The organism is Mycobacterium sp. (genome assembly GCF_049280035.1).
GTDB lineage: Bacteria > Actinomycetota > Actinomycetes > Mycobacteriales > Mycobacteriaceae > Mycobacterium.
The window spans coordinates 1-9,838 of record NZ_JBAPPI010000176.1 but is presented as its reverse complement, the minus strand read 5'-3'; the positions used below and the strand labels follow the sequence as shown (position 1 = coordinate 9,838).

Annotated in this window: 9 protein-coding genes, 1 tRNA gene and 2 pseudogenes; 6 read left to right on the top strand and 6 right to left on the bottom strand. The window is 62.9% G+C overall.

All coding sequences use genetic code 11. From position 1 onward, the window contains the following. The 5 genes and pseudogenes from WAN71_RS05800 to WAN71_RS05780 form a co-directional block, all read left to right on the top strand. A pseudogene (locus WAN71_RS05800) lies at positions 1–670 on the top strand (hypothetical protein); the annotation flags it as partial. Between the two features lie 79 nt (positions 671–749). Continuing rightward, positions 750–1,127, top strand: a complete 378-nt coding sequence (locus tag WAN71_RS05795) for a DUF2752 domain-containing protein (RefSeq protein WP_422224419.1) — start codon at positions 750–752, stop codon at positions 1,125–1,127. 61 nt (positions 1,128–1,188) lie between these two features. Further along, positions 1,189–2,607: a pyruvate kinase gene (pyk, locus tag WAN71_RS05790; RefSeq protein ID WP_422224417.1), complete on the top strand. Its 1,419-nt coding sequence runs from the start codon at positions 1,189–1,191 to the stop codon at positions 2,605–2,607. Between the two features lie 42 nt (positions 2,608–2,649). Then, the gene (locus WAN71_RS05785) at positions 2,650–3,492 is read left to right on the top strand and encodes an acyl-CoA thioesterase II (protein ID WP_422224418.1); all 843 of its coding nucleotides are present in this window, start codon (positions 2,650–2,652) and stop codon (positions 3,490–3,492) included. Positions 3,493–3,678: 186 nt separating this feature from the next. Next, positions 3,679–5,055, top strand: a complete 1,377-nt coding sequence (locus WAN71_RS05780) for a bifunctional lysylphosphatidylglycerol flippase/synthetase MprF (RefSeq protein WP_422224416.1) — start codon at positions 3,679–3,681, stop codon at positions 5,053–5,055. 4 nt (positions 5,056–5,059) lie between these two features. On the opposite strand, the gene WAN71_RS05775 is transcribed toward WAN71_RS05780, so the two are convergent. The 5 genes from WAN71_RS05775 to WAN71_RS05755 all read right to left on the bottom strand — a co-directional run bounded on the left by WAN71_RS05775 (position 5,060) and on the right by WAN71_RS05755 (position 8,886). Beyond that, on the bottom strand, positions 5,060–5,626 hold the full coding sequence (locus WAN71_RS05775) for a DUF4190 domain-containing protein (protein WP_422224415.1): 567 nt from the start codon (positions 5,624–5,626) through the stop codon (positions 5,060–5,062). Positions 5,627–5,902: 276 nt separating this feature from the next. Further along, the gene (locus WAN71_RS05770; protein WP_422224414.1) at positions 5,903–6,499 is read right to left on the bottom strand and encodes an HdeD family acid-resistance protein; all 597 of its coding nucleotides are present in this window, start codon (positions 6,497–6,499) and stop codon (positions 5,903–5,905) included. Between the two features lie 51 nt (positions 6,500–6,550). Then, on the bottom strand, positions 6,551–7,876 hold the full coding sequence (locus WAN71_RS05765) for an adenylate/guanylate cyclase domain-containing protein (RefSeq protein WP_422224413.1): 1,326 nt from the start codon (positions 7,874–7,876) through the stop codon (positions 6,551–6,553). Positions 7,877–7,935: 59 nt separating this feature from the next. Further along, positions 7,936–8,778, bottom strand: coding sequence for an FkbM family methyltransferase (locus WAN71_RS05760; RefSeq protein WP_422224412.1), 843 nt, complete (start codon positions 8,776–8,778; stop codon positions 7,936–7,938). A 34-nt stretch (positions 8,779–8,812) separates the two neighbouring features. Continuing rightward, positions 8,813–8,886: transfer RNA gene (locus WAN71_RS05755), tRNA-Leu, on the bottom strand. 98 nt (positions 8,887–8,984) lie between these two features. Between WAN71_RS05755 and WAN71_RS05750 the strand changes: the two genes are divergently transcribed. Continuing rightward, entirely contained in the window at positions 8,985–9,614 is a 630-nt protein-coding gene (locus tag WAN71_RS05750; protein WP_422224411.1) for an ANTAR domain-containing response regulator, read from the top strand. Positions 9,615–9,620: 6 nt separating this feature from the next. Here WAN71_RS05750 and WAN71_RS05745 read toward each other — a convergent pair. Further along, a pseudogene (locus WAN71_RS05745) lies at positions 9,621–9,838 on the bottom strand (thiolase C-terminal domain-containing protein); the annotation flags it as partial.

The window sequence follows — 9,838 nt, the reverse complement described above, 5'->3', positions numbered from 1 at the left end:
TTATGTCGCCGGGTACTGTATCGGACGCTTTTGCATCGAGCTGTTGCGTGACGACGCCGCCACCCATATCGCCGGAATCCGGATCAACTCCTTCACATCGACCTTTGTCTTCATCGGCGCGGTGGTGTATCTGATCCTCGCTCCCAAGGGCCGCGAGGATCCGGCGACGCTGAGTGCCTCGGCTGCTGACCGACTGGTACCGGACTCGGTGGATGAGGCCGCAGCCGATTCGTCGGAGCCCGCTGCTGTTGTCGCCACCGCCGTTGACGAGCCGGTTGGTGAGCCCGCAACGACAGAGACGCCTGCGGAAGCAACCGGGGCTGAAGCGGTCGCGGCCGACGCTGCAGAGGTGGACGCCCCCGAGGCCGAAGTGGCCGAAACGGCTGAGCAGGCCGCGAGTGACGAGCCGGAGCCGCAAAACGCGACGGCTGAAAAGCCGGACGGCGAGGCCGCCGAAGCTGAGCCGGAGAGGGCCGAGGATGAGCCGGCCGCCGAAGCTGCCGATGTCGAAACTGACGCCGAAAAATCCGAGGCGGAAGCAGCCAGCAAGGCGGAAGAGGCGGCGGAATCGGCCGACGACAAAGTCGCGGTAGCGGAGGAGCCGACCGGCTCGAACTCAACCTGGTGGATGTGGCGGTTGATAAGGCTGAATCCCAGGTCGCGCCGATAATAACCGCGGCGCCGCGCCGACTGGCATCCTGAAAGGCGTGACCAATCCGGCTGAGCACGGCGGCACGCATCGGCGCGAGCTGTACACCGCACTAGGTTCGGGTGCGCTGCTGGCTGGCGCGCTCGGTTACGTCGGCCTGGTAGACCCGCACAAGCCGGACTCGATCTTTCCCGTTTGCCCGTTTCGCCTGCTCACTGGGTGGAACTGCCCCGCCTGCGGAGGCCTGCGGATGATGCACGACATCCTGCACGGTGACCTGGCCGCGGCGATCACCGACAACGTCTTTCTGCTCGTCGGGATCCCGATGTTGGCCGGATGGTTTCTGCTGCGCCGCCGCTCTGGAAAATCTTTGTTACCAATACCGGCGGTGGCGATTGTCGTTATCGCGATGCTGGCTTGGACGGTACTGCGTAACCTGCCGGGATTCCCCTTGGTTCCGACGTTACTCACGAGTTAGCCAGCTGCCGGATCAGTAACTGTCGGCAGATGATCAGCTAGCGCGACTATGCTGATTCGTCGTGGCGAGACGCGGCAAGATCGTCTGTACGCTCGGCCCGGCCACCAGCACTGACGAATCGGTCAGAGCGCTGGTCGAAGCCGGAATGGATGTCGCCCGAATGAACTTCAGCCACGGCGATTACAGCGATCACAAAGCTGCCTACGACCGTGTGCGGGCCGCCTCTGACGCCACCGGGCGTGCGGTGGGCGTGCTTGGCGACCTGCAGGGTCCGAAGATCAGGCTCGGCCGTTTCGCTGACGGGCCGACCTACTGGGCCGACGGCGAAACCGTGCGGATCACTGTCACCGACTGCCCGGGCAACCACGACCGGGTTTCGACCACCTACAAGCACTTGGCCCAAGACGCCCTGCCCGGCGACCGGGTTCTGGTCGACGACGGCAACGTCGGCTTGGTGGTCGAGGACATCGACGGCGATGACATCGTGTGCACCGTTACTGAGGGCGGACCGGTCAGCAACAACAAGGGAATGTCGCTGCCCGGGATGAACGTGTCGGCCCCCGCGTTGTCCGCTAAGGACGTCGAAGATCTCGAGTTCGCATTGCACCTGGGCGTCGACATGGTGGCGCTGTCGTTCGTGCGCTCGCCATCCGATGTCGAGCTGGTCCACGAGGTGATGGATCGAATCGGCCGCCGGGTACCCGTCATCGCCAAACTCGAGAAGCCCGAAGCTATCGACAACCTCGAAGCAGTTGTGCTGGCGTTCGATGCGGTGATGGTTGCCCGCGGTGATCTGGGTGTCGAGCTGCCGCTTGAAGAGGTTCCGCTAGTCCAGAAGCGGGCCATCCAAATGGCCAGGGAGAACGCTAAACCCGTCATCGTGGCGACCCAGATGCTGGAATCGATGATCGAAAACTCGCGGCCGACGCGGGCCGAGGCCTCTGACGTCGCCAACGCCGTGCTCGACGGCGCCGACGCGCTGATGCTGTCCGGCGAAACCGCTGTCGGAAAGCATCCGTTGGCCGCGGTCCAGACGATGGCTCGCATCGTGTGCGCGGTGGAAGAGAATTCCACCGCCGCCCCGCCACTGACCCACGTGCCGCGCACCAAGCGCGGAGTGATCAGCTACGCCGCCCGCGATATCGGTGAGCGGCTCGATGCCAAGGCTCTGGTCGCGTTCACTCAGTCCGGAGACACCGTGCGGCGACTGGCGCGGCTGCATACGCCGCTGCCGCTGCTGGCGTTCACTCCACTGCCGGAAGTGCGTAGCCAACTTGCCATGACATGGGGAACCGAGACGTTCATCGTCCCCATCATCCAGACCACCGACGGCATGATCCGTCAAGTGGACAAGTCGCTGCTGGCGCTCGGCCGCTACAAACGCGGCGACCTGGTGGTGATCGTTGCGGGCGCGCCGCCGGGCACCGTCGGGTCAACCAACCTGATCCACGTGCATCGAATCGGCGAAGAGGACGTTTAGCCGGGCAACTAGGCTGACGCGGTGTCTGACTTCGACGAGCTGATGGCGGTGCTCGACCTGCATCCCATGGGCGATGACGTCTTCATCGGCTCTCATCCCAGTAAGAACCCGCCGCGGACATTTGGCGGACTGATGATGGCGCAATCATTTGTGGCGGGCAGCCGCACGCTGACCCGCGACTTGCCGCCGAACGCGCTTTCGGCGCACTTCATCAACGGCGGTGACACGGCCAAAGACATCGAATTCCAGGTGGTGCGGTTGCGCGACGAACGTCGCTTCGCGAACCGCCGCATCGAGGTGACGCAGGACGGCACCATGTTGGCGACGGTCATGATCTCCTACCTGGCCGGCGGTCGCGGCCTTGAGCACAACGTCGAACCGCCCGAAGTCGCCGATCCGGAGACATTGCCGTCGATCAAGGAGTTGCTGCGCGGGTACGAGGACACCGTTCCGTTGTTCGTCAACGCATTGCAACCCATCGAATGGCGCTACACCAACGACCCGTCCTGGGTGATGCGGGATAAAGGCGACCGGCTCGACTACAACCGAGTCTGGGTCAGAGCCGACGGCGTGCTGCCCGACAACCCCGTGCTGCACACCGCGACGATGCTCTATTGCTCGGACACCACCGTGCTGGACTCAATCATCACCACTCACGGGCTCTCGTGGGGGTCCGACCGCATCTTCGCTGCGACCGTCAATCACTCGGTCTGGTTCCATCGCCAGGTCAGCTTCGACGATTGGGTGTTGTATTCCACATCCTCGCCGGTGGCCACCGATTCACGCGGGCTGGGGAGCGGCTATTTCTTCGACCGCGCCGGCCGGCCCGTCGCCACCGTCATGCAAGAAGGCGTGGTGAAGTATTTCCCCGGGTCCCGGCCGTAGACCGGCCAACAAGGGCTGGCAACGATTCGGTTGCGGCGCGCCCAATGTGACCGCAGCGGGACCGGTTCGCGGCGTAACGTTGCAGGTGGTTGGGTAATCGAACGCTAGCGACGTACCGGCGACGAGCGCTCTGACGCAGCAGCCCACTGTGCCGCCTGATTTGTTGCCGAGCAATCGGAGGTGGGCGTGCACGAGTCGTCAATCGGCATCGCCCCCGGGTTCGGCGCAAGCGAGCGGGTGGTCGTTCACGTTAACTCGCCGGTAGCCCGCTGGGTGGGAGCATTGGCCCTGCTCAGTGCGTCGTGTTGGTTGATGAAAGTGATCGCCCGCGGCCCCACTGGCCGGCTGGAATGGTCGGTGACGGTATTGGCCGCGGTGGCGTTGATTGCCCGCGGAATCTTTCTAGGCCGCCCGGTCACCGCCCGGAACGCGGTCGCCGCAGTCCTCGTCCTGTCCGCGGGGATTGGTGCGCACGTGCTGGCTTTCGATCTGCTCGGTGACGCGCTGATCGCCGGGTCCGGCCTGGCGCTGATGTGGCCCACATCAGCGAGTCGGCACCCCGGCGACCTGCCTCGGGTGTGGGCCTTGATCAAAGCCACCGGCGGTGACCCGCTGGCGCCGTTCGCCATGCAGGCGGGCAAGTGCTACCTGTTCGCTGCCGAAGGTACGGCGGCGCTCGCATACCGGACGCGATTCGGCTACGCGGTGGTTAGCGGGGACCCCGTCGGTGATGAGGCGCAATTCCCGCAACTGGTCGCCGACTTCGCGAAAATGTGCCATACCCACGGCTGGCGAATCGTGGTGTTGGCCTGCAGTGAGCAGCGGCTGCAGCTATGGAGCGACCCGAAAGTGCTGGGCCAATCGTTGCACCCGGTACCCATCGGCCGGGATGTCGTCATCGACGTGTCCACCTTCGAAATGGTTGGGCGCGAGTTCCGAAACCTGCGTCAGGCCGTCAAACGCACGCACAACTGCGGTATCACCACCGAGATCGTCGACGAGCAGGGGCTCGACGGTCGGCTGTTGGCCGAGCTGACCGAGGTGCTGCGGGCGTCAGCTCGCGGTGCGCACAGCGATCGCGGATTTTGCATGAACTTGGACGGCGTGCTGGAGGGCCGGTACCCAGGGACCAAGCTGATCATCGCGAGGGACAACTCCGGGCGGGTGCAGGGTTTTCATCGGTACGCGACCGCCGGCGGCGGTAGCGATATCACCCTCGACGTACCGTGGCGTCGTCCCGGTGCGCCCAACGGGATCGACGAACGGCTCAGTGTCGACATGATCAATGCGGCCAAAGATGCTGGCGCGCAGCGGGTATCATTGGCATTCGCTGCCTTTCCGGAGATCTTTGATGAAAAGCAGCGCGGGCGGATGCAAGGTCTGTTTTATTGGCTCATTCATCTGCTAAATCCATTAATCGCGCTTGAGTCGCTGTATCGATATCTGCGCAAATTCCGCTCGCCGGACCAGCGGCGGTATGCGCTGGTGTCACTGACGCAGCTGGTCCCGTTGATCTACGTGCTGCTGTCGCTGGAGTTCATGCCGCGTCGCCGCAACCTTTAGCGGTCTACGGGACCGGTGTTGGCGTCAGCGTGACGCTCAACCGGTCTTGGATGTTTTGCCTAAATTGATCTGCGCACTGCTGCTGCAGGACGTGGTCTGAGCCGGCTTTCTGCATGCAGCTGATGTAGTCGCCGCCGCCAGCGTCCTTCCAGACCGTCGCCCAGAGTGCAATGAAGGCCAACCCGACGATGATCGCGAGGCCGCCTAGCACGATGCCCGCGATCGCAACCCCGCCATTGTTGGCGGTGCCGCGCTTGACGTGTCCGCGCGCGATGAACCCGATAACAATCGCGACGAGTCCCAAAACAATGCTGACGATGTTGAAAACCGGCACCAGGACACAGAGTGACCCGACAACCCCTAGCACCAGCGAAGTGATGCCGAGCCCGTTCTTGAGCTGCATCGGCGGTGGCGGCCCGTAGTTGGGCGGTGGCGGCAGATAGCCGCCGCCGTATGGGCCGGGCTGCTGGGGATATGGGTACGGATATGGGTACGGATATGGCGGCGCCGTTTCCGGTCTTCCCTCGGGGTTTGGGCGTCTGTTCGACGGCCTGTCCGGAGGTTCGGTCATGGCTCGCTTTCTCGATCGGGCGTCCTCGACGACTATTCGCCAGAATACTCGCCGGCGCCGATACGTAGTTCGGGACAAGAAATGTCATTGGGCACGTGATGAGTAGCCATCACCACCGCCCCTTCTCGAGCGATTAGACGACCGCGCGATGAGCGCCCGTTGACAACAGCTGCGCGTCGCCGTAGCCGCGGCGTGCGCGCACGCGGCCAGTCGAGCAGCGCGACTTCTCTAGTCTCGTCCTAATCCCGTTGCCGACGTTGTGAATCCATGACGGCGTCAGGCATCTCCGTGCGGTCCGCCCGCCAGGGCTTTGTCCACGCTCTTGGATGCGCTGCGGATGCCGAACGACGACACGATCTCGAAGACGCCGATCACGACGAGCCAGATGCCGACGATGAGCGTCAGGATCGCGAGTGATTCGAACGGCGATCCGATCATCACAATGCCGGCCAACAGGCTGATCAGGCCAAGGAATATCTGCCAGCCACGACCGGGCAAGGTCGGATCGCTAATAGCCGAGATCGACGTTGCTACACCACGAAAGATGAAGCCGACGCCAATCCAGATGGCCAGCAGGAGAATCGCAGAGCCTTGGCCGAAATGTCGGAAGCACAGCATCGCTAACACCAGCGAGGCCGCGCCGCTGATAAACAAGAGCACCCGCCCCCCGGCCGAGACGTGCAGGCTGAACGCGAAGACAACTTGCGCGATACCGGTGATCAGCAGGTAGATGCCGAACAGGATAGCGGCGATGACGATGGAATCTCCGGGCAACAGCTGCACGAGGATGCCCAGGGCCAGCGCCAGAATTCCGGATACCAATGTCGACTTCCACAGATGCGGCAACAACCTTGGGACAGCAGTGGTTTCCATTTCCGAAGTTTCCCACAAAGGACGGTCGTAGTGGGAGGTTTGCGTTTGGAGTCAGACCCAGGCCGTTTGGGGCGCCTCGGCACGCACACCGCCGGAACCGGTGTCCGGTTTACGGTCAACGAGATACCAGGTGCGCATGACGCCCTTCCCTTTGACTTCGACCGCGCCGCGTTCCTGTAACACGAAGTCGTTTTTCAGCCGCTGGTAGACATCCTCTGGCACCTGGATCCGTCCCACCGAATCGGTGGATTCCATCCGGGACGCCACATTGACCGCATCGCCCCACACGTCGTAGAAGAACCGGCGAGAACCCACCACGCCAGCGACGACGGGGCCGTTGGCCAGCCCGATTCGCAGGGGCAGCGGGTTGCCGCGCGAATCCTTTAGTCCGCTTACGGTTTCGACCATGTCGAGCGCAAGGTCTGCCAGCGCCTCGACGTGATCGGGCCGCGGCTTGGGCACTCCGCTGACCACCATGTAGGAGTCCCCGCTGACCTTGATCTTCTCCAGCCCGTGCTTGTCGACCAGCGCGTCGAAGTCGCTGTACAGCCGATCCAGGAATCGGATCAGCTTGTCCGGTGCGATATCGCTGGCCCGCTCGGTGAAGTTGGCGATGTCGGCGAACAGAACTGAGGCGTCGTCGTATTTGTCGGCAATGATGTTGCGCGCCGGATCTTTTAGCCGCTCAGCGATGCTGGCCGGCAAAATGTTGGACAGCAACGCCTCGGATCGTTCGTATTCGACTTCCAGGGCCTCCTGGGCGCGGCGCAGTTCGCGTAGCGCGTACCACACTGTCGCGACCGCCATGACACAGGCTGAGATTGTGGTGACGACGAAGCCCAGCGACAAAAACCACTGCGGCTGAACACCAGTGTCGCGGGGGACGAGAAACTGCAGGGTGATTACCAACACAGCCGCGACGGCTGCCAGGCTTGCCGCCAAGAAGATGCGTTCGCTGCCCAGCTGCAACACGGCAAGGCAGGCTGCGACCAGGAAGTAGAGCTGCAAGCCCGAGCCGGTACCGATCATCCAGCAGATGACGAAGATCGACGCATAGGCAGTGCCGATGAAGGTCAGCGGCGCAACCAGCTCACCGAAGCGGTGCAGGTAGGGGATGATTGCGAAAATCGCGGCGACGACGATATTGATCACGCCGGTCCACCACAGCTGGGGTGCGACCACAAGTTGCATAACCCCGAAACCCACGCTGATGACCATCGCCATCGATGTGTTGAGGTGCAGGATGCGGCGCCGGCGCGCGATGCGGTCGGCATAAAGCTGATTGCGGACACGCGGTTCCGCCCGCACTGCTGCTACGCAGTCCGGCGTTCGCCGCGAACCTCCTGCTTGTGGGGCACCGCACTTCTTAGCCGCCACAGCAAAAGCCTAACGGGTGAGCTCGAGTTTGCGGAACGTGGCGTTTCCCGGCGGTTCGGCTATATCCGGGACAGACTCCGGTATTGCTGCGAGCTTCCTGTCTCTACCACGTGCCTTTCCTCCAACAACACCACACACCGATACGCCAAGTCGAACGACTGATAGCAGTGATGCGCTATCAACCCCAAATGCTTTAGCTGCTCATCGGTCATCACGTCTGGGTGGGTGAAGTCGCGCACATAGACGATGTCGGCCTCCAGGAGCTGATTCGCCGGTGGGATTGCACCATCGCCGACGACAAAGTCGCCAATCGGTCTTCTGCTGGCCTCCGCAAAGCCGTGCGGAATGAACCCCTGACGACGTAGCTCTAAATCAACCTCCCCGAATGACGGTTGGTTTTGATACAGAGTTATGAACGACACCTCGGTCTGAATCGCCACAGCCTCGGCGAGCTTCGCCTGCCCGTTTTGGAAGACAGACAGTTCACTTCCTTGGACGTCAATCTTGAGCAAGTCGAGATGCTCAATCTCGCCTATATCGTCAAGCCGCCGGGTTTCAACTGGTACGCGCTCAATCACCTCACCCAACGGTTCGAGACTCGGGAATACCCCTAGAGTCGTTGGGTCTGGCTCGAGCAGGCTCGTCATCCCGGTTGCACGACAGACCTTCAAAATGTGTGGGCTTCCGTCGCCCACCGCGTACGGCAGATACAGCTCGTTCGGGCCACGTGCTTGTTGGAGCGCGAGAAATGCCTGGTGCTGGGGCTCGAGCCCGGTCACGTGGCACAGGCCGGCGCTGAGCATCGGTAGGTAGAGTGGTTTGCCGCCGTCGAAGGGGTTCGCCCCGACATCTACCACGTGTGTGAGGCGCGACGGTGAGAGCAGGTCCCCGAGAACGGTCAATTCACGTGCTTTCAGCGTTGGCTTGGGATTTTTGTGCCCTCGGTGAGATTCGAACTCACACTGGACGGGTTTTGAATCCGTTTCCTCTGCCAGTTGGGATACGAGGGCTCGTGACTACGGCCTCCCACCATAGAGGATGGCGATCGTGACACGGACGTCACAACCCCGCGGTCGAGGACCGTGGCGGGCCACGAGAGAATGTCGTCATGACCAGCTCCACGACCGACGCCGATACCCAAGCCTCGCGCCGGGTGCTGATCGCCGAGGATGAGGCGCTCATCCGGCTTGACTTGGCCGAGATGCTGCGCGAAGAGGGCTACGAAATCGTCGGCGAGGCCGGCGACGGCCAGGAAGCCGTCGAGCTGGCCGAGCAGCTCAGACCCGACCTGGTGATCATGGACGTCAAGATGCCGCGCCGCGACGGCATCGATGCAGCGTCGGAGATTGCCCGCAAACGCATCGCACCGATTGTGGTGCTAACCGCTTTCAGTCAGCGTGACCTCGTTGAACGGGCACGAGACGCCGGTGCGATGGCTTACCTGGTCAAACCTTTCACCATCTCCGACCTGATCCCGTCGATTGAAGTGGCGCTGAGCCGGTTCAGCGAGATCAGGGCGCTGGAGCGCGAAGTCTCCAACCTGTCCGATCGGCTGGAAACCCGCAAGCTCGTCGAACGAGCGAAAGGTCTGCTACAGGCCAATCAGGGCATGACCGAGCCGGAGGCGTTCAAGTGGATCCAGCGCGCCGCGATGGACCGGCGGACGACGATGAAGCACGTCGCCGAGGTCGTACTGGAAACCCTCGATACGTCTAAAGACGCAGAATCGTCGGGCTAGCGCCGTTTAGCGGGCCACGATGACCGACGAGCCGTGGCCGAACAGCCCTGATTCGCGGTGATTCCGGCCTTGGCGCCCTCGACCTGACGGCCGGTGGCCTGGCCGCGCAGCTGCCAGGTGAGCTCGCAGACCTGTGCGATCGCCTGTGCGGGAATCGCCTCGCCGAAGCAGGCCAGCCCCCCTGACGGGTTGACCGGAATCTTCCCGCCGATCGTTGTGGCGCC

Coding starts and splice junctions, on each gene's coding strand:
- WAN71_RS05785 (WP_422224418.1), top strand. CDS start 2,650: ATGGCGGTGCTCGACCTGCATCCCATGGGCGATGACGTCTTCATCGGC.
- WAN71_RS05775 (WP_422224415.1), bottom strand. CDS start 5,626: ATGACCGAACCTCCGGACAGGCCGTCGAACAGACGCCCAAACCCCGAG.
- WAN71_RS05770 (WP_422224414.1), bottom strand. CDS start 6,499: ATGGAAACCACTGCTGTCCCAAGGTTGTTGCCGCATCTGTGGAAGTCG.
- WAN71_RS05750 (WP_422224411.1), top strand. CDS start 8,985: ATGACCAGCTCCACGACCGACGCCGATACCCAAGCCTCGCGCCGGGTG.